This is a genomic window from Streptomyces sp. NPDC059740 (assembly GCF_042733155.1).
Lineage (GTDB): Bacteria > Actinomycetota > Actinomycetes > Streptomycetales > Streptomycetaceae > Streptomyces.
Window position 1 is genome coordinate 28,709 of the sequence record NZ_JBHWGP010000009.1, and the last position, 21,599, is coordinate 50,307.

18 protein-coding genes are annotated in these 21,599 nt (G+C 71.4%); 9 read left to right on the forward strand and 9 right to left on the reverse strand.

What is annotated here, in order from left to right:
- Positions 1 to 87 precede the first annotated feature (87 nt).
- Positions 88 to 1,509: a Fe-S cluster assembly protein SufB gene (sufB, locus tag ACFV3R_RS13665; RefSeq protein WP_385580635.1), complete on the reverse strand. Its 1,422-nt coding sequence runs from the start codon at positions 1,507 to 1,509 to the stop codon at positions 88 to 90.
- Positions 1,506 to 2,204, reverse strand: a complete 699-nt coding sequence (locus ACFV3R_RS13670; protein ID WP_385581114.1) for a helix-turn-helix transcriptional regulator — start codon at positions 2,202 to 2,204, stop codon at positions 1,506 to 1,508. The genes sufB and ACFV3R_RS13670 overlap by 4 nt, the downstream gene beginning before the upstream one ends.
- Before the next feature lie 336 nt (positions 2,205 to 2,540).
- Here ACFV3R_RS13670 and ACFV3R_RS13675 point away from each other — a divergent pair, with 336 nt between their 5' ends.
- From ACFV3R_RS13675 to ACFV3R_RS13685, 3 genes are all read left to right on the forward strand, one after another.
- A complete protein-coding gene (locus tag ACFV3R_RS13675; protein WP_385580638.1) occupies positions 2,541 to 3,476 on the forward strand; it encodes an ABC transporter ATP-binding protein in 936 nt (311 codons plus the stop codon).
- Entirely contained in the window at positions 3,473 to 4,264 is a 792-nt protein-coding gene (locus ACFV3R_RS13680; RefSeq protein WP_385580641.1) for an ABC transporter permease, read from the forward strand. Before ACFV3R_RS13675 ends, ACFV3R_RS13680 begins: the two co-directional genes overlap by 4 nt.
- Positions 4,265 to 4,331: 67 nt before the next feature.
- Positions 4,332 to 5,339, forward strand: coding sequence for a heme A synthase (locus ACFV3R_RS13685; protein ID WP_385580645.1), 1,008 nt, complete (start codon positions 4,332 to 4,334; stop codon positions 5,337 to 5,339).
- Between the two features lie 209 nt (positions 5,340 to 5,548).
- On the opposite strand, the gene ACFV3R_RS13690 is transcribed toward ACFV3R_RS13685, so the two are convergent.
- Positions 5,549 to 6,433: a hypothetical protein gene (locus ACFV3R_RS13690; protein WP_385580648.1), complete on the reverse strand. Its 885-nt coding sequence runs from the start codon at positions 6,431 to 6,433 to the stop codon at positions 5,549 to 5,551.
- 181 nt (positions 6,434 to 6,614) lie between these two features.
- Positions 6,615 to 7,583 carry a heme o synthase gene (locus ACFV3R_RS13695; protein WP_385580651.1) on the reverse strand — a complete coding sequence of 323 codons (969 nt, stop codon included), beginning with the start codon at positions 7,581 to 7,583 and terminating at the stop codon, positions 6,615 to 6,617.
- A gap of 583 nt (positions 7,584 to 8,166) precedes the next feature.
- On the opposite strand from ACFV3R_RS13695, the gene tkt reads away from it, so the two are divergent.
- The 5 genes from tkt to pgl are packed head-to-tail and all read left to right on the forward strand — an operon-like array spanning position 8,167 to position 14,743.
- Positions 8,167 to 10,266 (forward strand): transketolase, encoded by a 2,100-nt coding sequence (gene tkt, locus ACFV3R_RS13700; RefSeq protein WP_385580654.1) that lies wholly within the window; start codon positions 8,167 to 8,169, stop codon positions 10,264 to 10,266.
- Positions 10,267 to 10,304: 38 nt separating this feature from the next.
- Positions 10,305 to 11,423: a transaldolase gene (tal, locus tag ACFV3R_RS13705; protein WP_385580656.1), complete on the forward strand. Its 1,119-nt coding sequence runs from the start codon at positions 10,305 to 10,307 to the stop codon at positions 11,421 to 11,423.
- 4 nt (positions 11,424 to 11,427) lie between these two features.
- A complete protein-coding gene (zwf, locus tag ACFV3R_RS13710) occupies positions 11,428 to 12,957 on the forward strand; it encodes a glucose-6-phosphate dehydrogenase (RefSeq protein WP_385580659.1) in 1,530 nt (509 codons plus the stop codon).
- Positions 12,954 to 13,997, forward strand: coding sequence for a glucose-6-phosphate dehydrogenase assembly protein OpcA (gene opcA / locus ACFV3R_RS13715; RefSeq protein WP_385580662.1), 1,044 nt, complete (start codon positions 12,954 to 12,956; stop codon positions 13,995 to 13,997). Before zwf ends, opcA begins: the two co-directional genes overlap by 4 nt.
- On the forward strand, positions 13,994 to 14,743 hold the full coding sequence (gene pgl / locus ACFV3R_RS13720) for a 6-phosphogluconolactonase (protein ID WP_385580665.1): 750 nt from the start codon (positions 13,994 to 13,996) through the stop codon (positions 14,741 to 14,743). The genes opcA and pgl overlap by 4 nt, the downstream gene beginning before the upstream one ends.
- Positions 14,744 to 14,834: 91 nt before the next feature.
- On the opposite strand, the gene ACFV3R_RS13725 is transcribed toward pgl, so the two are convergent.
- From ACFV3R_RS13725 to ACFV3R_RS13735, 3 genes are all read right to left on the reverse strand, one after another.
- Positions 14,835 to 15,254, reverse strand: coding sequence for a PPOX class F420-dependent oxidoreductase (locus tag ACFV3R_RS13725; protein WP_385580667.1), 420 nt, complete (start codon positions 15,252 to 15,254; stop codon positions 14,835 to 14,837).
- A gap of 173 nt (positions 15,255 to 15,427) precedes the next feature.
- The gene (locus ACFV3R_RS13730) at positions 15,428 to 15,757 is read right to left on the reverse strand and encodes a hypothetical protein (protein WP_385580669.1); all 330 of its coding nucleotides are present in this window, start codon (positions 15,755 to 15,757) and stop codon (positions 15,428 to 15,430) included.
- Positions 15,758 to 15,869: 112 nt separating this feature from the next.
- The gene (locus ACFV3R_RS13735; RefSeq protein WP_385580672.1) at positions 15,870 to 17,252 is read right to left on the reverse strand and encodes an endo-1,4-beta-xylanase; all 1,383 of its coding nucleotides are present in this window, start codon (positions 17,250 to 17,252) and stop codon (positions 15,870 to 15,872) included.
- A 550-nt stretch (positions 17,253 to 17,802) separates the two neighbouring features.
- Between ACFV3R_RS13735 and ACFV3R_RS13740 the strand changes: the two genes are divergently transcribed.
- The gene (locus tag ACFV3R_RS13740) at positions 17,803 to 18,525 is read left to right on the forward strand and encodes a polysaccharide deacetylase family protein (protein WP_385580677.1); all 723 of its coding nucleotides are present in this window, start codon (positions 17,803 to 17,805) and stop codon (positions 18,523 to 18,525) included.
- A gap of 45 nt (positions 18,526 to 18,570) precedes the next feature.
- Here the strand turns inward: ACFV3R_RS13740 and ACFV3R_RS13745 are convergent, their stop codons facing one another.
- Positions 18,571 to 19,638, reverse strand: coding sequence for a LacI family DNA-binding transcriptional regulator (locus tag ACFV3R_RS13745; RefSeq protein WP_385580680.1), 1,068 nt, complete (start codon positions 19,636 to 19,638; stop codon positions 18,571 to 18,573).
- 151 nt (positions 19,639 to 19,789) lie between these two features.
- Positions 19,790 to 21,451 (reverse strand): glucose-6-phosphate isomerase, encoded by a 1,662-nt coding sequence (gene pgi / locus ACFV3R_RS13750; RefSeq protein WP_385581117.1) that lies wholly within the window; start codon positions 21,449 to 21,451, stop codon positions 19,790 to 19,792.
- Positions 21,452 to 21,599 lie beyond the last annotated feature (148 nt).

The window sequence follows — 21,599 nt, forward strand, 5'->3', positions numbered from 1 at the left end:
GGGGGGGGGGGGCCGCGGGGGGGTTGGGGGGGGGGGGGGGGGGGGGGGGCGCCCCCGCGGGGCCGGGGGGCCCCCCGGGGCCCGTCGTCAGCCGACCGAGCCCTCCATCTGCAGCTCGATCAGCCGGTTGAGCTCCAGTGCGTACTCCATGGGCAGCTCGCGGGCGATCGGCTCGACGAAGCCGCGCACGATCATCGCCATGGCCTCGTCCTCGGAGAGGCCGCGGGCCATGAGGTAGAAGAGCTGGTCCTCGCTGACCTTGGAGACGGTCGCCTCGTGGCCCATGGACACGTCGTCCTCGCGGACGTCCACGTAGGGGTAGGTGTCCGAGCGCGAGATGGTGTCGACCAGCAGGGCGTCGCAGAGCACGTTGGACTTGGAGCCCTCGGCGCCCTCGCCGATCTCGATCAGGCCGCGGTAGGAGGTCCGGCCACCGCCACGCGCCACCGACTTGGAGACGATGTTGGAGGAGGTGTTGGGCGCCATGTGCACCATCTTGGCGCCGGCGTCCTGGTGCTGGCCCTCGCCCGCGAAGGCGATGGAGAGCGTCTCGCCCTTGGCGTGCTCGCCCATGAGGTAGACGGCCGGGTACTTCATCGTCACCTTGGAGCCGAGGTTGCCGTCGACCCACTCCATGGTCGCGCCCTCGTAGGCCACGGCACGCTTGGTGACCAGGTTGTAGACGTTGTTCGACCAGTTCTGGATCGTCGTGTAGCGGCAGCGGCCGCCCTTCTTGACGATGATCTCCACGACGGCGCTGTGCAGCGAGTCCGACTTGTAGATCGGCGCGGTGCAGCCCTCGACGTAGTGCACGTAGGCGTTCTCGTCGACGATGATCAGGGTCCGCTCGAACTGGCCCATGTTCTCGGTGTTGATCCGGAAGTAGGCCTGCAGCGGGATGTCGACGTGGACGCCCGGCGGGACGTAGATGAAGGAGCCGCCGGACCAGACCGCGGTGTTCAGCGAGGCGAACTTGTTGTCGCCGGCCGGGATGACCGTGCCGAAGTGCTCCCGGAAGAGCTCCGGGTGCTCCTTGAGCGCGGTGTCGGTGTCGAGGAAGATGACGCCCTGCTCCTCCAGGTCCTCACGGATCTGGTGGTAGACGACCTCCGACTCGTACTGCGCGGCGACACCGGCGACCAGGCGCTGCTTCTCCGCCTCCGGGATGCCGAGCTTGTCGTAGGTGTTCTTGATGTCCTCGGGCAGCTCCTCCCAGGAGGCGGCCTGCTGCTCGGTGGAGCGGACGAAGTACTTGATGTTGTCGAAGTCGATGCCGGTGAGGTCGGAGCCCCAGTTCGGCATGGGCTTCTTGTCGAAGAGCCGCAGGCCCTTCAGGCGGAGCTTGAGCATCCACTCCGGCTCGTTCTTCTTGCCGGAGATGTCCCGGACGACCTCCTCCGAGAGCCCACGCTTCGCGGAAGCGCCGGCCACGTCGGAGTCGGCCCAGCCGTACTCGTAGTTGCCCAGGCCCTCGAGCTCGGGGTGAGCAGTGTCCGTGGGGGCAGTCATGCGGGTTTCCTCCCGGCCGTGCTTGCAGATGCTGTGGTGGTCTGTGGGGTGGTGCCCTCGCTCTGGCGTCCGAGGCGTGGCACGAAGGTCGTGCACACTCCGTCGCCGTGGGCGAGGGTCGCCAGCCGCTGCACGTGCGTGCCGAGCAGGTCGGAGAAGACCTCCGTCTCCGCTTCGCACAGCTGCGGGTACCGCTCGGCGACGTGCGCCACCGGGCAGTGGTGCTGACAGAGCTGCTCGCCCTGCTGCGGGTTGGGGGCGCTGCGCGCGGTAGCAGCGTACCCGTCCGCCGTCAACGCCTGAGCCAGCGCCCGGGTGCGGTCCTCGGGGGCCGCAGCCGCGACGCTCTCGCGGTACCGCTCGGCCTGCGCGGCCAGCCTGGCGCGGGCGAAGGCCGCGACCGCGGCCCTGCCCTTCTCCCCGCCACCGGCGCTCTGGGCGATCCAGCCCAGCGCCTCGCTGGCGAGCGTGTCGTAGGCCTGGTCGAAGGCGTCGCGCCCGCACTCGGTCAAAGCGAAGACCTTCGCCGGTCTTCCCCTGCCCCGGTTCCCGTAGACGCGCTTGTCGCGCGGCTCGACCACCCCTTCCGCGGCAAGGGCGTCCAGGTGGCGCCTGACCGCGGCCTGCGTCAGCTGAAGACGGCGGGCGAGCTCCGCGGCGGTGGACGGACCGTGGTCCAGGATCGAGCGGGCCACGCGGTCACGGGTGCCGCGCTGCTCGTCGACGCCGGCGGTGGTGGTCCGCCGCCCCTCGGGCCGGTCGTGGTGGCCGTCCGGGTCGGACCCGGCGGCGTGTGTCGACGCGGCGGCGGGGGCGGGGGCGGCCCCGGCCGCACGCTCCTCCTCGTACGCGCTCACGTTTTTCACAACGTCATTGTTGCGTAATTCCAGCGAGGCGCACAAGCGTGATCGGCAGCAGGGCGTGGTGTCCTCGATCACTTAGGGTTACCTAAGGTGGGGTTGACCAGCACCCTCCGCGGCCGGTCCGGGGCGCGCCACCGGCCGCCGCGGCGACTTCGTAGACTTCCCGGCATGGAACACGAGCCCGCCGTCGAGGTCGCAGGCCTGGTCAAGCGCTACGGGACCCGCCCGGCGAAAACCGCGGTGGACGGGCTCGACCTGACCGTCCTGCGCGGCACCGTCACCGCAGTCCTGGGCCCGAACGGCGCCGGCAAGACCACCACCGTCGAGGTGTGCGAGGGCTTCCGCCGCCCCGACGCCGGCACCGTCCGCGTGCTCGGGCTCGACCCGCTGCGGGACGCCGCGGCGCTGCGGCCCCGCATCGGCGTCATGCTCCAGTCGGGCGGCGTCTACCCCGGTGCCCGCGCGCAGGAGATGCTGCGCCACACCGCGCGGCTGCACGCCGATCCGCTGGACGTGGACATGCTGGTGGAGCGCCTGGGCCTGGACGCCTGCGGCCGCACCGCCTACCGGCGGCTCTCCGGTGGGCAGCAGCAGCGCCTCGCGCTGGCCATGGCCGTCGTCGGCCGCCCCGAACTGGTCTTCCTCGACGAGCCCACGGCCGGGCTCGACCCGCAGGCCCGCCGCGCCACCTGGGACCTGGTCCGGGAACTGCGTGCGGACGGCGTCAGCGTGGTGCTGACCACCCACTTCATGGACGAGGCCGAGCAGCTCGCCGACCACGTGGCGATCATCGACGGGGGCCGCGTCATCGCCGAGGGCAGCCCGGCCCGGCTGTGCCGCGGGGGCGCGGAGAACTCGCTGCGCTTCGGCGGCCGTCCCGGCCTGGACCTGGAGACCCTCCTGAAGGCGCTGCCGCCGGACTCGGTCGCCGTCGAGCCCTCCCCCGGCTCCTACCGCGTCCAGGGCGACGTGGGCCCGCAACTGCTCGCCACCGTGGCCTCCTGGTGCGCGCAGCACGGCGTGATGCCGGACTCCATCACCGTGGAGCGCCGCACCCTGGAGGACGTCTTCCTCGAACTGACCGGCAAGGAGCTGCGCGGATGAGTCTCACCTCCACCACGGACACCACCGGTGCCGGCACCTTCGCGCCGCGCCCCGGGGCCGCTCCGCTGGGGCGGATGATCCGGGCGCAGGCGGCGCTGGAGACCCGGATGCTGCTGCGCAACGGCGAGCAGCTGCTGCTGACCGTGGTCATCCCCACCGTGCTGCTGGTCCTCTTCTCGTGCGTCGACGTGGTCGACACCGGCCCCGGCGCGTCCGTGGACTTCCTCGCCCCCGGCATCCTGGCGCTGGCCGTGATGTCCACCGCCTTCACCGGTCAGGCCATCGCGACCGGCTTCGAGCGGCGCTACGGCGTGCTCAAGCGGCTCGCCGTCTCCCCGCTCCCCCGGTGGGCCCTGATGACCGCCAAGACCTGCGCCGTCCTGGTGACCGAGGCCCTCCAGGTGGTGCTGCTGGCCGTCGTGGCACTGGCGCTGGGCTGGTCCCCGCACGGCGACCCGCTCACCGTGCTGCTCCTGCTGGTGCTGGGGACCGCGGCCTTCTCCGGCCTGGGCCTGCTGATGGCCGGCACGCTCAAGGCGGAGGCGACGCTGGCCGCCGCGAACCTGGTCTTCCTGCTGCTGCTGGTCGCGGGCGGCGTGATCGTGCCGCTGGCCAAGTTCGGCGCGGCCGGTGACGTGCTGCGCTACCTGCCGGTCGCCGCCCTCTCCGACGGGCTGCGGGGCGTGCTGCGTGACGGAGCGGGGGTGCCGTGGAAGGACCTGGGCGTCCTGGCCGTCTGGGCGGTGCTCGGGCTGGGCGCCGCGGGACGGTTCTTCCGCTGGGAGTGAGCCGCACGGCCGCACACACCGGGGGGCTCGTGAAACTTTGCACAAGGAGCCGCCTACGATGGTGCGCGTGCCCTCCACGCTGAACCCCTTCGAGCTCGTCGCCCGCCACTGGCAGCCCTCCGCGCGTTTCGTGCGGCTGGCCGCGGCGGCAACCGTCGTCATGGCCGTGGTCATCGTCATCACCGGTGGCGCGGTCCGCCTCACCGAGTCCGGACTCGGCTGCTCCACCTGGCCCCGCTGCACCCCCGGCAGCCTCACGCCGACGCACGAGATGGGCGTCCACGGCCTCATCGAGTTCGGCAACCGCATGCTGACGTACGTGCTGTGCGCCGCCATCGGCCTGTTCATCGTGGCCGCCCGGGCCCGTGCGCCCCGCCGCCGGTCGCTGACCAGGCTGGGCTGGGCCCAGTTCTGGATCGTCATGGGCAACGCCGTCTGGGGCGGCATCGTCGTGCTGACGGGCCTGAACCCCTACCTCGTGGCCGCGCACTTCCTGCTCTCCACCGCCCTGCTCACCGTGGCGGTGGTCTCCTGGAAGCGCGCCTCCGAGGGGGACGAGCCGGCGCGCGACCTGGTCGCCCGGCCGGTGCGGCAGCTGGCCTGGCTGCTGGTGCTGGCCACCGGCGTGCTGACCGTGATCGGCACGCTGGTCACCGGCGCGGGCCCGCACGCGGGCGACGCCCGGGAGGTCACCCGCATCCGCGTGGACTGGCAGGAGATCACCCAGCTCCACGTCGACTTCGTCTACATCGTGGTCGGGCTGACGGTGGCCCTCTGGTTCGCCCTGCGCGCGGTGAAGGCCCCGGCCTCGGCCCGGCGGCCAATACTGGCGATGATGGGCGTCGTGCTCTTCCAGGGAGTCATCGGCTACGTCCAGTACTTCACCGGGCTGCCCGAGTTCGTGGTGGGCCTGCACATGTTCGGCTCCACCCTGGTGTGGATCACCGCCCTCTGGATCGCCCTGGCCACCCGCGACCGCGGCCTGCCCGAGTCGCCGGCGCAGCTGCCCGCCCAGGAGCGGTCGGGGGCCGAGGCCACCGCGCACGAGGCGGAGACCGTGGCCACCGGCGCCTGACCCGAGGGCCGGTTCCCACGCCGAGCCGTCCGAGCGGCGGGCCCCGCCAGACTCCTCGGGCCCGCCGCTCGGCTGTCGACCTCGCCCGACCCGGCGGGCGCGCCGGCGGAGCTCCCGGCCGAGGGCCCGCGACGCGGGGCCCGTGAACTCTCCGCCGGCGCCCGCCGCCCCGAGACCCGGGCCTCGGGGTCCTTCGCCTCGTGGGCCCGCTACTCGGCGTCCGCCGCCTCGTCGTTCTTCGCGCCGGCGTTCTTGGCACCGGCGGTGCCGGGCTTCCCGGCGGGCCGGGAATCCTGGTCCGCCGCGGACGCCGGTGTCTCTTCGGGGGCCCGGGTCCTCGCCTCCGTCCCGGCCTCGGCTCCCGAGGCGGATCCCGCCCCGCCCTCCGGCTCCGGCTCCGGCTCCGGCTTCTGCTCAGGCTCCGGCTTCGTCTCCGCCTCGGGGGCTGCGGGCTCCGCCTCGGGAGCCGCAGGCTTCGCTGCGGGCTCGGCCTCAGCAGCCTTCGCTGCGGACTCAGCCTTGGCGGGCTCGGCCTCGGCAGACTTCGCCGGAGCCTCAGGGGTTGCGGGCTTCGCGACGGGCTTCGCCGGGGCCTTCGGCGTCGTCGGGGCGCCGCCGGGCTTCTGGCGTCCCGTCACCTCGGACGTCTCGGGGTCGGGCACCGTCTCGGCCTCGGGGGCGGGTTCGGCGACGGGCTCCGCGGGCAGCGGGGGGTTGGGGCGACCGCCGAGCTGGATGCCCGCCATCCGCGACCACTCGTAGGGGCCGGTGCGCACCTGCGCCGCCATCTCCCCGTCGAAGTTCTCCTGGAGCGTCAGCCCGGCACGCTCGGCGGCCTGCTCGGCGATCTCTCCGCTCTCCGCCAGGAGTGTGCCCCAGGTGCCGTCCGCGGCGACCAGGGCGATCCGCACCCGTCCCAGGCCGATGTGGGCGAGCTGTCCCCGGGCGCCGCCGCCGTGGGCCGCGGCGAACGCCTGGATCTCCTTGGTGAGCCGGGCGACACGGCGCGCGGCGCGTTTGCCCGCCCGGGCGTCGGCGAGCGTGGCGGTGGTCTGGTCCTGGTCCGCCTGTGCGGCCTGCTTGCTGTCTGCCATGGACGGGATGCTACCCACCGGTAACGCTTTTCCACACCGCCCCTCCTGCCCCGCCGGCCGGACCGCGGCCCGGCCCGGCGCACCGCGGCGCCCCGGAAAAGGCTCCGGCCGGCCCTCGCGCTGGGCGGGGGCCGGCCGGGGAGGGCGGGAGAGCGGGCGGGTGACCGCGGTGGTGGCCGGTTCAGAAGTGCAGGAACGGGTCCACGGCGATCGCCACGAACAGCAGCGAGACGTAGGTGATCGACCAGTGGAAGAGCCGCATCTCCTTCAGCTGCGCCCCGGTCACGCCCGCCTTGGCGCGGGACTGCAGGCCGTGGGCCTCCTTGAGCCACATCGCGCCCAGCGCCACGGCGACCACCGTGTAGAACCACCCGGTGTATCCCAGGGGCTGCAGGAGCAGCGAGACCGCGACCATCACCCAGCTGTAGAGGACGATCTGCCGGGCGACCACCTTGTTGCCGGCGATGACCGGGAGCATCGGGACGCCGACGCGCTCGTAGTCCTCCTTGGTCTTCATCGACAGCGGCCAGTAGTGCGGCGGCGTCCAGAAGAACATGACGAGGAAGAGGACGAGCGAGGCCCAGGAGACCGAGTCGCGCACCGCCGACCAGCCGATGAAGACCGGCATGCACCCGGCGATGCCGCCCCAGACGATGTTCTGGGCGGTGCGCCGCTTGAGCCACATCGTGTAGACGACGACGTAGAAGAGGAGCGCTGCGAGGGAGAGCACCGCGGAGAGCGGGTTGACCAGGAACCAGAACAGGGCGGTCGAACCGACGGCGAGAGCCGTGGCGAAGACCAGACACTCCCGGGGGGAGACCATTCCGGTGACCAGCGGACGCTGCGAGGTGCGGTCCATCAGCGCGTCGATGTCGCGGTCGATGTACATGTTGAAGGCGGCGGCGCCGCCCGCGGAGAGGAACCCTCCCACGCAGGTCACCAGCACCAGCCACAGGTCCGGGACACCGCCCGCCGCCAGGAACATCACCGGAACGGTGGTCATCAGCAGCAGTTCGATGACGCGCGGCTTGGTCAGTGCGACGAACGCCCTGACACGGGCAGCGGCCGGACGTTGGCCCGACGGGCGGCCCTGGGACGTCCCCGTGCCCTGAACAAGCGCGCCCGCAGGACGGGATTCGACGGCCGTCACGCACACCCCTGGAGAAGTTTCGTCAGCGGCCCGGGCCGCCTTAGACAATGCCTGCAAGTCCTGCGACCGTAAGGTTTGGTCAGGAACTTGCGCGTACCACGCCACTTTAGACGGCGCACGTTCGGCGCCCTCCGCGGGGGTGGGTCGTGTTGGCCCCTCCGCCGCTGTCGCCGGGGACCCGGCCCCAACGCCGCCGCCTCGACCTGCACCGGGCTGCGCGGACGAGCCAAGACCCGCTCGCACGTGCGGCGATGAGCGCGCGGCCGCAAGGGCGCGGCCCACATTTCCCGTGGCGTTCATCTCACAGAGCCCGCAGCCCCCCAGAGAGCCCTCAGAGACCCCGTTGTCTTCACATGCTGAACGCATGAGCCGGGCGGAACACCGGTCTTATCGGGATCTTCTGCGGGTACGGGAATGTTTGAGTACACCTTTTGGTTGCCTCAAGCATCGAGTCTTGAAGGTGACAGCGACTGCTTCACCGCTACGCAGTCGAAAAGATGCACGCCCCCACAGGGGTAGGCTCGGCACCGCCCCGGGACGACCGTTCCGGCTTGCGACATGTGGAGAGGAGCCCTGACTCAGGGTGAGCACGAAGCCGACCACCACAGAGATCGAGTGGACCGAACTGGACCAGCGGGCCGTTGACACCGTCCGCGTCCTGGCCGCCGACGCCGTACAGAAGGTCGGCAACGGCCATCCCGGTACGGCGATGAGCCTGGCCCCCGCCGCGTACACCCTCTTCCAGAAGGTGATGCGTCACGACCCGGCGGACGCCGACTGGACCGGCCGTGACCGCTTCGTGCTGTCCGCGGGCCACTCCTCGCTGACCCTCTACATCCAGCTCTACCTCGCCGGTTTCGGCCTGGAGCTGGACGACCTGAAGGCGTTCCGCACCTGGGGCAGCAAGACCCCGGGCCACCCGGAGTACGGCCACACCACCGGCGTCGAGACCACCACCGGTCCGCTGGGCCAGGGTGTCGCCAACGCCGTGGGCATGGCGATGGCGGCCCGCTACGAGCGCGGCCTGTTCGACCCCGAGGCGGCCCCGGGCACCTCGCCGTTCGACCACTACGTCTACGCCATCGCCGGTGACGGCTGCCTCCAGGAGGGCATCTCCGCGGAGGCGTCCTCCATGGCGGGCCACCAGAAGCTCGGCAACCTGATCATGCTGTGGGACGACAACCACATCTCGATCGAGGGCGACACCGAGACGGCCATCTCCGAGGACACCTGCAAGCGCTACGAGGCCTACGGCTGGCACGTGCAGCGGGTGGCCCCCAAGGAGAACGGCGACCTGGACCCCCAGGCCCTGTACGCCGCCATCCAGGAGGCCAAGGCCGTCACCGACCGGCCCTCCTTCATCGCGATGCGCTCCATCATCGCCTGGCCGGCCCCGAACGCCCAGAACACCGAGGCCGCCCACGGCTCGGCGCTGGGCGCGGACGAGGTCGCCGCCCTCAAGCGCGTCCTCGACTTCGACCCGGAGAAGTCCTTCGAGGTCTCCGACGAGGTCCTGGCCCACACCCGCGGCGCCCTGGACCGCGGTGCCGCCGCCAAGGCCGAGTGGACCAAGCACGTCGCCGAGTGGCGCACCGCCAACCCCGAGCGCGCCGCCGAGTTCGACCGGATCAACGCCGGTGAGCTGCCCGCCGGGTGGGAGGAGAAGCTCCCCTACTTCGAGACCGGCAAGGCCGTCGCCACCCGCGCCGCCTCCGGCAAGGTCCTCCAGGCGCTGGGCGCGGTCATCCCCGAGCTGTGGGGCGGTTCCGCCGACCTCGCGGGCTCGAACAACACCACGATCGACAAGACCTCCTCCTTCCTCCCCGAGGGGAACCCGCTGGCGGAGGCCGACCCGTACGGGCGTACCGTTCACTTCGGTATCCGCGAGCACTCCATGGCCGCGGAGATGAACGGCATCGCGCTCCACGGCAACACCCGCATCTACGGCGGCACCTTCCTGGTGTTCTCCGACTACATGCGCAACGCCGTGCGGCTGTCGGCCCTCATGCACCTGCCGGTGACCTACGTGTGGACGCACGACTCCATCGGTCTCGGTGAGGACGGTCCGACCCACCAGCCGGTCGAGCACCTCGCCTCGCTGCGCGCCATCCCGGGCCTGAACGTGGTCCGTCCGGCCGACGCCAACGAGACGGTGATCGCCTGGCGCGAGATCATGCGCCGCTGGACGAAGGAGTTCGGCAAGGGGGCCCCGCACGGTCTGGCGCTCAGCCGCCAGGGCCTGCCGACCTACGAGGTGAACGAGGACGCCGCCAAGGGCGGGTACGTCCTCCTGGACGCGGAGAGCGACGGCCGGGCCGTCGAGCCGCAGGTGATCCTGATCGGCACCGGCTCCGAGGTGCAGCTCGCCGTCGAGGCGCGTGAGCAGCTCCAGGCGCAGGGTGTGCCCACCCGCGTGGTCTCGATGCCGTCCGTCGAGTGGTTCGAGGAGCAGGAGCAGGGGTACCGCGAAAGCGTGCTGCCGTCCGCCGTCAAGGCCCGGGTGGCAGTCGAGGCCGGTATCGCTCTGACCTGGCACCGCTACGTCGGGGACGCCGGGCGCGTCGTGTCGCTGGAGCACTTCGGTGCCTCGGCGGACGCGAAGGTGCTGTACCGCGAGTTCGGCTTCACCGCCGACGCGGTCGCCGCCGCCGCCCGGGAATCGCTCGACGCCGCTGCGCGCTGACGCTGAAGAGACACGAAGACATAGGAGATGCGAACCCCATGACAGACGCACTGAAGCGCCTTTCCGACGAGGGCGTGGCGATCTGGCTGGACGACCTGTCGCGCCAGCGCATCACGTCCGGCAACCTGGCCGAGCTGATCGACCAGTCCCACCTGGTGGGTGTCACCACCAACCCGTCGATCTTCCAGAAGGCCATCTCCTCCGGTGAGGGCTACGAGCAGCAGGTCCAGGACCTCGCCACCCGTCGCGTGACCGTCGAGGAAGCCGTCCGGATGATCACCACGGCGGACGTCCGCGACGCCGCGGACGTGCTGCGCCCGGTCTTCGACGCCACCGGCGGCCAGGACGGCCGGGTCTCCATCGAGGTCGACCCGCGGCTGGCGCACGACACCGGCGCGACCGTCGCCGAGGCCAAGCAGCTGGCCTGGCTGGTGGACCGTCCGAACACCTTCATCAAGATCCCTGCCACCGAGGCGGGCCTCCCGGCGATCACCGAGGTCATCGGCCTCGGCATCAGCGTCAACGTCACGCTGATCTTCTCCCTGGAGCGCTACCGCGCGGTCATGGACGCCTTCCTGGCCGGCCTGGAGAAGGCGAAGGCCGCGGGCCTGGACCTCTCCAAGATCCGTTCCGTGGCGTCCTTCTTCGTCTCGCGTGTCGACACCGAGATCGACAAGCGACTGGACGCGGTCGGCTCCGACGAGGCCAAGGCCCTCAAGGGCAAGGCTGCGGTCGCCAACGCGCGACTGGCGTACCAGGCCTACGAGGAGGTCTTCTCCGGCGAGCGCTGGACCGCCCTGGAGAAGGCCGGTGCCCACGTGCAGCGTCCGCTGTGGGCCTCCACCGGCGTGAAGAACCCGGAGTACAAGGACACGATGTACGTCGTGGACCTGGTCGCCCCGGGCACCGTGAACACCATGCCCGAGCCCACCCTGGAGGCCGTCGCCGACCACGGCGAGGTCACCGGGAACACCGTCGCCGGCGGCTACGAGCAGGCGCAGAAGGACATCGACGCGCTCAAGAGCGTCGGCGTGGACTACGACGACGTCGTGAAGGTCCTCGAGGAGGAGGGCGTCGAGAAGTTCGAGGACGCCTGGAACGACCTGCTCAAGTCGACCGAGGCGGAGCTCAAGCGCCTCGCTCCCTCGGAGGGCTGAGGACTTGACTGACAACGGAGCCAACCCGCTCCGTGACGCCCAGGACCGGCGGCTCCCGCGCATCGCGGGGCCGTCGGGCCTGGTCATCTTCGGCGTCACGGGCGATTTGTCACGTAAGAAGCTGATGCCGGCCGTCTACGACCTGGCCAACCGGGGACTCCTGCCCCCGGGCTTCTCGCTCATCGGCTTCGCCCGTCGCGACTGGGAGAACGAGGACTTCGCCCAGGTCGTGCACGACGCGGTCAAGGAGCACGCCCGGACCCCGTTCCGCGAGGAGGTCTGGCAGCAGCTCAGCCAGGGCATGCGGTTCGTCCAGGGCAACTTCGACGACGACGAGGCCTTCGAGACGCTGCGGGCGACCGTCGACGAGCTCGACAAGGCGCAGGGCACCGGCGGCAACTACGCCTTCTACCTCTCGGTCCCGCCGAAGTTCTTCCCCAAGGTCGTCCAGCAGCTCAAGAAGCACGGCCTGGCCGACCAGCAGGAGGGCTCCTGGCGGCGCGCCGTCATCGAGAAGCCCTTCGGCCACGACCTCAAGAGCGCCCGGGAGCTCAACGCAATCGTCCACGAGGTCTTCCCGCAGCGGGAGGTCTTCCGGATCGACCACTACCTGGGCAAGGAGACGGTCCAGAACATCCTGGCGCTGCGGTTCGCCAACACGATGTTCGAGCCGATCTGGAACCGGTCCTACGTGGACCACGTGCAGATCACGATGGCCGAGGACATCGGCATCGGGGGCCGGGCCGGTTACTACGACGGCATCGGCGCCGCCCGCGACGTCATCCAGAACCACCTCCTGCAGCTCCTGGCGCTGACCGCGATGGAGGAGCCCTCCTCCTTCGACGCGGACGCGCTGGTGCAGGAGAAGGCGAAGGTCCTCAGCGCCGTGCGGCTGCCGAAGGACCTCGGCGCGGAGACGGTGCGGGCCCAGTACTCCGGGGGGTGGCAGGGCGGTGAGAAGGTGCCCGGCTACCTGGAGGAGGAGGGGATCGACCCCAAGTCCAAGACGGACACCTACGCGGCGATCAAGCTCTCCATCGACAACCGCCGCTGGGCGGGCGTCCCGTTCTACCTGCGCACCGGCAAACGGCTGGGCCGCCGCGTCACGGAGATCGCGGTGATCTTCCAGCGCGCCCCGCACTCGCCCTTCGACCACACCGCCACCGAGGAGCTGGGGCAGAACGCCCTGGTCATCCGCGTCCAGCCGGACGAGGGCATCACGGTCCGGTTCGGTTCGAAGGTTCCGGGCACCTCCATGGAGGTGCGGGACGTGTCGATGGACTTCGCCTACGGCGAGTCCTTCACCGAGTCCAGCCCCGAGGCGTACGAGCGTCTGATCCTGGACGTCCTGCTCGGTGACGCCAACCTCTTCCCGCGCACGGAGGAGGTCGAACTGTCCTGGAAGATCCTCGACCCGATCGAGCAGTACTGGGACAAGCACGGCAAGCCCGCGCAGTACCCGTCGGGCACCTGGGGCCCGGACGAGGCGGACGAAATGCTCGCACGAGACGGACGGAGCTGGCGTCGGCCATGAAGATCGACCTCACGGAGACCACTGCCTCCAAGATCAACAAGGCGTTGGTCGAGGGCCGGCGTGCCATCGGCACCCCGGCGGTGGGCATGGTCCTCACCCTCGTCATCGTCACCGACGAGGAGAACGCGTACGACGCGATGCGGGCGGCCAGCGACGCCTCCCGCGAGCACCCCTCCCGCACCCTGGTGGTCATCAAGCGCACCCGCTCGCCGCGGGACCGCGCCGCCGCCCGCCTGGACGCCGAGATCCAGGTCGGCGCGGACGCCGGCACCGGTGAGACGGTGGTGTTGCGGCTCTACGGCGAGGTGTCCAACCACGCCCAGTCCGTGGTGCTGCCGCTGCTGCTGCCGGACGCGCCGGTCGTGGTGTGGTGGCCGGTCAACGGCCCCACCGACCCCTCCAAGGACCCGCTGGGCGCGCTGGCCCAGCGCCGCGTGACCGACGTCTACGCGGCGGAGGACCCGATCCGGGAGCTCACCGAGCACGGCGCCAACTACGCGCCCGGCGACACCGACCTGTCGTGGACCCGCGTCACCCCGTGGCGTTCCATGCTGGCGGCGGCGCTGGACCAGCTGCCGTGCAAGGTCGCCTCGGTGCAGGTCGAGGGCGAGGGCGAGAACCCGAGCTGCGAGCTGCTGGGCATGTGGCTGGCCGACCGCCTCCAGGTTCCCGTCGAGCGCACCGTCTCCAAGGGCCCCGGCCTGACGTCGGTGCGGATGGAGACCGACTGCGGCCCGATCGCGCTGAGCCGCGGCGACGGCCAGCTGGCGACCCTCTCCATGGAGGGCCAGCCGGACCGGGCGGTGGCGCTGCAGCGCCGCGAGACGCCCGAGCTGCTCGCCGAGGAACTGCGCCGGCTGGACCCGGACGACACCTACGAGGCGGCGCTGAAGTTCGGCGTCGACAAGCTGGGTGCCGGGTCGGGTTCGGGGCAGGCCGCGGCGGACTCGGCGCCGGCCCGGGAGGCGGAGAAGTCCGGTTCCGAGTCCGCGCCGGCCCGCAAGAAGGCCGCCCCGGCCAAGAAGGCGGCGTCGAAGTGAGCGTCCGCCAGGTCCTCGTCCACCGCGACAAGGAGGTCATGGCGGAAGCTGCCGCGGCCCGCCTGGTGACCGCGGTCGTGGACGCGCAGGCCGCCCGCGGCTCGGCCTCGGTGGTGCTCACGGGCGGGCGCAACGGCAACGGGCTGCTCGCGGCCCTCGGCCGGAGCGCCGCCCGGGACGCCGTGGACTGGTCCCGGGTGGACCTGTGGTGGGGCGACGAGCGTTTCCTGCCCGCCGGTGACCCGGAGCGCAACGAGACACAGGCCCGCGAGGCCCTGCTGGACGCCGTTCCGCTCGACCCGGCCCGGGTCCACGTCATGGCGCCGTCCGACGGCGTGCACGGCGAGGACCTGGACGCCGCCGCTGCCGCCTACGCCGCGGAGCTCGACGCCGCGGCCGGGTCCGGTCGCAGCGTGCCGGAGTTCGACGTGGCCATGTTCGGCGTCGGCCCCGACACCCACATCGCCTCCCTCTTCCCCGGTCTTGCCGGGGTGAAGGAGACGGAGCGGACGGTGGTCGGCGTGACCGACTCGCCCAAGCCGCCGCCGCGGCGGATCTCCTTCACGCTGCCGGCCGTGGGCGCGGCGCGTGAGGTGTGGCTGCTGGCGGCGGGCGAGGACAAGGCCGAGGCGGTGGCCACCGCGCTGGCGGCCACCGACCCCGACCGGGCGCCCGCCTCGGGTGCCCGCGGCCGCGAGCGCACCCTGTGGCTGCTGGACGAGGACGCCGCGAGCCGGCTGTCCTGACGGACGGCCGCCGTTCGCCGGAGACGACGGAGCGGGTCCGCACCCTTCACCGAGGGCGCGGACCCGCTCCGTCGTACGGGGGCGGCTCCGGTCAGCCCGGCTGGCTGCTGTCCTTCAGGGTGCCCCAGCCGTGCCAGCGGTCGATCTCGATCCAGGCGCTGTACCGGCTGCGGTCGCGCTGGGGGTACTGCTCGCCGAGGTAGTGGCGGGCCAGCCGGTCGATGTCGGTCAGGTTCTCGTCCTCGCGGATCTCGGCGACACGGCCGATGATGCTGATGTGGGTGTACCAGTTGTCCTTGTCCAGGACGGTCAGCGTCACGCGCGGGTCGCGCCGGACGTGCTCCAGGCGCTTGCGTCCCTCGTCCATGTTGACCAGCACCCGGCCCTCGTCCCAGAGGTACCAGGTCGCCGTGGAGACCGGCTGGCCGTCGGAGCGCAGGGTGGTGATGACGGACTGGTTGGGCTTCTTCAGCATGGCGACGGCTTCGTCGGGAAGCGGCGGCTTCGACATGAGGCGGTGTACTCCTCGCTCGGTGGTGCGACGGCTTTCCGGGGCTTTCGCCCGGTCTGCTCAGCGTCTGCCCAGCCTGCCACAGGATGATCACCGGTCGGCGCCCGTGTCCGGCCACACCCCGACGTGGCGCACGGCCGGCGGCACGGGGGCTTTGCCGGGGGCGTCCTGGGTCAGCGGCCGAGGAGCCGGGCGAGGAAGCCGCCGCGCCGGCCGGGGCGCCGGGTGGCGGCCGTCCGCCGGTCCGGCGCGGCCACCGGCTGTCCCGGTGTCCACCTGCCGTCCGGGGAGACGGCCGGGGCCTGCCGCTCCGCCTGCGCCAGCATCTCCTGGTGCGCCTCGTACGCGGTGACGCGGTGCGCCTCGTTGTAGGCCGCCAGCGCCGCGGTGACGGCCGCCCCCGCGGTTCCGCGGCGGCGCACCAGCGCGGCAAACCACCGGCAGAGCGCCATCACCGCTGCGAGTGCGGCAGCGAGGACGAGGTAGGGCAGCAGGTCGTCCATGCCGGGGAACGCTACCTCCCGCCGGTAGCCCGCACCAGGCACTGCCCACCAGGGCCGGCCCGCGCGGACGAGGGCGGGGCCGGCGGCGGATGCGGCCGGCCCCGCCGCCGGCTCAGGAGGCCGTGCAGGCTCCGACGGCCGGCGCGGTCCAGGTGCCGTTCGCCATCACGGTGAACCCGAAGCTGGTGGTGGCCCCTGCCGCCAGGCCCCCGGTGGAGGCCATGGTCATGACGTTGCCGCCGGCGTCCCAGCTGGGGTTGCCGCTCCAGGTCGTGGAGACCTTCTGCGGGGAGTGCACCGTCACCGGGACCTTCCAGCCGCTGAGCGCGGAACTGCCGGCCCGGATCGTCACCTGGCCGTTGAAGCGGTCACCCCAGCGCTGCGTCTCGGTGTAGGTGGCAGTGCAGCTCTTGGTGGAGCCGCCGCCGTCGCCGGGGTCCGTGCCGCCTCCCGAGGACGAGCCGCCGAGCGCCGCGAGAACGGCGTCGTAGGCGGGCTTCTTGCCGTAGTTGCCGTCGAAGAGGAGCGGGGTGCCGCTGCTGCGCCAGGAGTACTTGTCGGTGACTCCCCACACGGTCATGCCCGTGCAGCGGGAGACCGCCAGGCACGCCTTGACGACGTTCCCGTAGTTGGTGGCCTGCGCGGAGCCCGACCCCTCGATGTCCAGCTCGGTGATCTGGACGTCCACGCCGAGGTCGGCGAAGCGCTGCAGGTTCGCCTGGTAGTCACCGGGCACGGGTGACTGGCTGTTGAAGTGCGACTGGAAGCCGACGCAGTCGATCGGCACGCCGCGCTGCTTGAAGTCCTTGACCATGGCGTAGACGGCGTTGCTCTTCGCGTTGACACCGTCGGTGTTGTAGTCGTTGTAGCAGAGCTTGGCGGCCGGGTCGACGGAGTGGGCGGTGCGGAAGGCGTGCTCGATGTAGCCGTCACCGAGCTTGTCCTGGAACGGCGAGCTGCGGCGGGCGCCGCTGCCGCCGTCCTGGAACGCCTCGTTGACCACGTCCCAGGCGTAGATCTGGCCCTTGTAGTGCTGCATCACCTGCGTGATGTGGTTGTCCATCGCGTTCTGGAGATCCGAGGCGCCCAGCCCACCGACCCAGCCAGGGAGTTGGGAGTACCAGACGAGGGTGTGGCCTCGCACCTTCATCCCCTTGGCCTTGGCGTGGCTGACGATCTGGTCGGCGGCGCCGAAGGTGAAGTTCCCCCGGCTGCTCTCGGTCGCGTCCCACTTCATCTCGTTCTCCGGGGTGACCGCGTTGAACTCCCGGTCGAGCGTGGCGGCGTAGTCCGTCTCGCCCAGGTGCCCGGAGGCGACCGCGGTGCCGAAGTAGCGGCCCTTCGCGGTGGCGGCGGAGCCTAGGCTGTCGGCGGCCTGCGCGGCGCCTGCGGAGACAGCCAGCCCGGCGGCGGCCAGCGCACCGGTCAGGGCGAGGACCACCGTCCGGCGGAGGCGGCGGGGCTCTGCGGTACGGCGGGGTACGTGCTCGGTCAACGTGCTGTCCCTTCGGGCGGGTCCGGGGCGCGGCGGGGGCGCCGGGCCGGGACGTCGTGGACCGCGGCGACCGGGGGGTGCTGCGGGTGCGGCCGGGCGCCACGGGAATCGGACGGTGCGGGTGGAACAGTGACGAGCGATCGCACCGGAGTATGCACATGTCAAAAAGTCGCGTCAACGCTCCTCACCGCAACTGTTTCGCGAGCCCGAGCGGCCCGAACCACCCCTTTTCCGCCTGCGAACTGCGGTGATGCACCCATTGAGGAACTGAGTCGCCGGCACGGTGCTGGGCGGCGACACATGCGATGACGAAATTTTCGCCACCTCTCACGGACAGGCACAGCGGCATCGACGGCCGCCGAAAACGGAAAGTTTCTGCTCCCCCACCCCGAGCGGTTCGCCCTGGTGAGCCCTCAGCAGAGCCTCCAACGGGCAGCATTCCGCGCAGAACCCGCCCTGCCGCACGTCTTGCTGAGCGAAAACAACCGGTGCACACTCCGGGATGTTTCACCGCCCACGCTCCGCGCCCCGAGAAAGAGGTGGAAGTCCGGTGTCCCGTTCCCTGCGCACCCCGATCCGCACGGCCCTCGTCGCCGCCCTGGCCGCTCTGGCGGCGCTGCTCAGCCAGCCCGCAGGTGCCGCCCCGACGTCCGCCTCCCCCACCGCCGCGCGGTGGACGGACTGCTCGGGCGGCTACGTCGGCCTCACCTACGACGACGGCCCCAACCCGGCGTCGACCACCGCACTGCTCAGCGCCCTGCAGGCGGGGCAGGCCAAGGCGACCTTCTTCATCTGGGGGCAGCACGCCGACCAGTACCCCGACCTGCTGCGCTCGGAGCAGGCCGCGGGCATGTGGATCGGCAACCACACCTACACCCACCCCCACCTGCCGCAGATCGGCGAACCCGCCGCCTACCAGCAGATGGTCGACACCCAGAACGCGGTCCAGCGGGTCACCGGGCAGCGACCGACCCTCTTCCGGCCCCCCTACGGAGAGACGAACAGCCAGGTCAAGAGCGACGAGGCCCGGCTCGGCATGGCGGAGGTGCTGTGGAGCGTGGACTCCCAGGACTGGAACGGCGCCAGCACCGCGCAGATCGTCCAGGCCAACGCCACACTCCGGGCCGGCGGCATCGTCCTGATGCACGACGGCGGCTACAGCACCACCGTGGCCGCCGTCCCGCAGATCCTCGACGGCCTGGCGGCCCGCCACATGTGCCCCGGCAGGATCACCGGCACCCCGGGGAACGCCGCCGTGGTCACCGCACCGTAGGCCCGCCTTGCAGCCGCCGGCCCCGGGGCGGGGTGCGGTCCGGGCTCAGGGCCGGGCCAGCCCCGAGGCGGCGGGGCGGGCCGCGCCTTCCACCAGCGCCGCGGTGCTCCGGCGGACCACGAGATTGGTCGTCAGCTCCAGCCGCGTAGCCGTCCGCTCCCCCGTCCGCAGGCGCAGCAGCATCTGCACCGCCTCCTCGGCCATCTGCCGCAGCGGCTGGTGGACGGTGGTGAGGGCGGGGCTGGACCAGCGGGCGGGCGGCACGTCGTCGTAGCCGACGACCGAGAGGTCCTCGGGCACCCTCAGCCCGCTCAGCCGCGCCGCCTCCAGGACCCCGAGGGCCTGCAGGTCGCTGCCGGCGAAGATCGCGGTCGGCCGGTCGGGACCCTGGAGGAGCCGGCCGGCCTGCGTCCTGCCGCTCTCGACGTGGAAGTCACCGAAGGCGATCAGCTCCGGGTCGATCTCCAGGCCGGCCATGCTCATGGCCGAGCGGTAACCGTCCAGCCGGGCCATCGAGCAGAGCATGTCCCGCGGGCCGGTGATGATGGCGATCCGGCGATGGCCCAGTTCGATGAGGTGGCGGGTGGCGACGAGGCCACCGGACCAGTTGGCGGAGCCCACCGAGGGCACGTCGGGTTCGGAGTCGCCCGCCGGGTCGATCACCACGAACGGGATGGAACGGGCCCGCAGTTGCTTCTTCACCGCGGGCGGGAGGGAGGAGAAGACCAGCACCACTCCCAGGGGACGGCGCTGCACCACCCCGCTGATCCAGTCGGGCCCCGGAGCGTGCCGGGTCCCGGTCTCGGTCAGCACCACGCTGACCTGGTTGGCCTTGGCGACGTTCTGGACGCCGCGGATCAGCTCCATCGCCCACACGCTCTCCAGCTCGTGGAAGACGATCTCCACCAGTGCCGGCTCCTGCGAGGAGCGCTGCGTGCGCTGGTAGGCGTGGTTCTGGAGGAGTTCCTCCACCTTCACGCGGGTCGCAGGAGAGACGTCCTGCCGTCCGTTGAGCACCTTGGAGACGGTCGAGACCGACACCCCCGCCTCCTCGGCCACCTGGGCGAGTGTGACGCGCCCTGGCCCCCCGTCTTCTCTCATGGCGTGCAGCATAGGGCACCGCCCGAAAGCTTTCGAGGGACGGCCGTCCTTCAGGCTCCGCCCGTCCCCGGCCCGGGGGCCCGGCGGACGGGCCCAGCCGGGGCAGTGGGCCGCCGCCCCGCCGCCCCGGGTCAGGCGGGACGGCGGGACGGCCGCAGGCAGGTCACCGCCCGCGCAGCGCCCGGTACTTGGCGACCAGGGCCGAGGTGGACCGGTCCAGGCCCGGTACGTCGGTGCCTTCGGTGAGGGCCGGCTCGACGCGCTTGGCGAGGACCTTGCCCAGCTCGACGCCCCACTGGTCGAAGGAGTCGATGTTCCACACCGCGCCCTGGACGAACACCTTGTGCTCGTAGAGCGCCACGAGCTGCCCGAGGACCGAGGGGGTCAGCTCCCCGGCCAGGATCGTCGTGGTCGGGCGGTCGCCCTGGAAGGTCTTGTGGGAGACCAGCTCCTCCGGCACCCCCTCGGCGCGCACCTCCTCCGGCGTCTTGCCGAAGGCGAGGGCCTGGCCCTGTGCGAAGAGGTTGGCCATCAGCAGGTCGTGCTGGGCGACGAGGTCGGGCCGCAGGTCGCCGACCGGGCGGGCGAACCCGATGAGGTCGGCCGGGATCAACTTCGTGCCCTGGTGGATCAGTTGGTAGTAGGCGTGCTGCCCGTTGGTGCCGGGGGTGCCCCAGACCACCGGACCGGTCTGCCAGTGCACCTTCTGGCCGTCGCGCGTCACCGACTTGCCGTTGGACTCCATGTCGAGCTGCTGGAGGTAGGCGGTGAACTTCGACAGGTAGTGGCTGTAGGGCAGGACGGCGTGCGACTGGGCGTCGTGGAAGTTGCCGTACCAGATGCCGAGCAGGCCGAGGAGGAGCGGCGCGTTCTGCTCCGGCGGCGCGGTCCGGAAGTGCTCGTCGACCAGGTGGAAGCCGGCGAGCATCTCCTTGAACCGGTCCGGGCCGATGGCGATCATCAGGGACAGGCCGATGGCCGAGTCGTAGGAGTAGCGTCCGCCGACCCAGTCCCAGAAGACGAACATGTTCTCGGTGTCGATGCCGAACTCGGCGACCTTCTCGGTGTTGGTCGAGAGGGCGACGAAGTGCTTGGCCACCGCCTCCTCACCGGCGCCGAGACCCTCCAGCAGCCACCGCTTGGCGGAGGTGGCGTTGGTGATGGTCTCGATGGTGGTGAAGGTCTTGGAGGCGACGACGAAGAGCGTCTCGGCCGGGTCGAGGTCGCGGACCGCCTCGTGCAGGTCGGCGCCGTCGACGTTGGAGACGAAGCGGAACACCATGTCGCGGTGGGTGTAGGCGCGCAGCGCCTCGTAGGCCATGGCGGGGCCGAGGTCGGAGCCGCCGATGCCGATGTTGACGACGTTCCTGATGCGGCGGCCGGTGTGACCCTTCCACTCCCCGGACAGGACGCGGTCGGCGAAGACCGTCATCTTGGCCAGTACGGCGTGGACCTCGGGGACGACGTCCTCCCCGTCCACCGCGATCGACTGGGAGACCTGCGAGCGCAGTGCGGTGTGCAGCACGGCGCGGTCCTCGGTGACGTTGATCTTCTCGCCCCGGAACATGGCGTCACGCAGCTCGGCGACCCCGCGGGCGGCCGCCAGGTCGCGCAGCAGACGCAGCGTCTCGTCGTTGACCAGGTGCTTGGAGTAGTCCAGGTACAGGTCACCGACCTGGAGGGTGTAGCGCTCCGCGCGGTCGGCGTCGCCGTCGAAGAGGTCCCGCAGGTGCACCCCCTCCATCTGCTCGCGGTGCTTGGCCAGGGCCGCCCACTCCGGCGTCTGGTCCAGCCTGGTGCGGCTCTCCGCGTTGTTGTCTGGCATCTCGCGCATCAGCTTTCTGCTTCTTCCGGATACGAACCCCGCCGACTTCCAACCTAATTGATCAGAGGTCGTTATGAGGTGACTGGGCGCCGAGTGCCCCGAATGCCGCCCGGGATACCCTGGTCCCCTCCCCTACCGTCGCCGAGAA